Origin of the sequence: Arthrobacter pascens, assembly GCF_017052465.1 — a bacterium.
GTDB lineage: Bacteria > Actinomycetota > Actinomycetes > Actinomycetales > Micrococcaceae > Arthrobacter > Arthrobacter pascens.
In genome coordinates, this window is sequence record NZ_JAFHKT010000042.1 from 1 (window position 1) to 1,116 (window position 1,116).

Annotated in this window: 1 protein-coding gene; it reads left to right on the forward strand. The window is 70.3% G+C overall.

Translation table 11 applies throughout. From position 1 onward, the window contains the following. Positions 1 to 1,116, forward strand: a 1,116-nt coding sequence (locus tag JYA52_RS22195; RefSeq protein WP_240459798.1) for an HNH endonuclease signature motif containing protein, incomplete at both ends; no start/stop codon positions are given.

The following is a 1,116-nucleotide window of genomic DNA, read 5'->3' on the forward strand; positions in this document are numbered from 1 at the left end:
CGAACCCTCCGAAGAAGAACTCCGCCACCGCCAAGGCGCCTTCCTCCGCCGCCCCCGCCGCGGCCTCCACCACCTCGAAATCTTCGCCACCACCGACCAGTACGAACACCTCCTCACCGTCATGAACACCGCCACCAACCCCCGCACCGGCACCCACACCGGCACCGGCACCGCCACAGAAAACGGCGGAAACAGCGGAGCCGACAACGCGGACGTTGCGCAGGCGGGGCCGGGGTTCGGCGCAGCCGCAGAAACCGCGGCCGCCGATGCCCCCCTCGAACGCCGCACCCGGCCCCAGCAGCACCTCGACGGACTGGTCGGCGCCTGCAAAACCGCCCTCGCCACCGCCACCCTTCCGGCCACCGGAGGCCTCCGCCCCCAGGTCATGGTCACCATCAGCTACCAAGACCTCCTCACCCAGCTCGAGACCGCCGCCGCCACCGGCCCCCGCTACACCCGCACCACCCCAACAACACCCACAGCAACCGCCCGGACCGCACCCGGCCAGGCCCACCACCGCGACGCCTCGCACGCCGCGTCCCGCGGCGCAGCTCCGGGCGCTGCCGCCACGGACCAGCCCCCGTCCCCCGGCACCGGGGAATTCCCGGGCACCGCCAGTGATCCAGACAGGGCCGCCGATACGGGCCAGCCCCCGTTCCCCGGCACTGGGACGCCCCCTGGCACCACCACCGATCCAGACACGGCCACGGCCACTGGCATGCACCAGCTGCCACTCCCAGGAACAGAACTAAGCACAGGACCCGGCACCGCGACCGGCACAGGAACGTTCATCTTCACCGGGCCGGTCACGCCCGCCATCATCCGCAAAATCGCCTGCGACGCGGACATCATCCCGGTCCTGCTCGGCAGCGAAGGACGCATCCTCGACATCGGCCGCACCACCCGCATCTTCCCTCCCCACATCCGCAGAGCCCTCACCGCCCGCGATCAAGGCTGCGCCTTCCCCAACTGCAGCATCCCCGCCCCCTGGTGCGAAGCCCACCACACCACCTACTGGTCACACGGCGGCACCACCGGCACCGACAACGGCACCCTCCTGTGCTCCCATCACCACCACCTCATCCACAAAGAACAATGGACCATCCACATGCGATC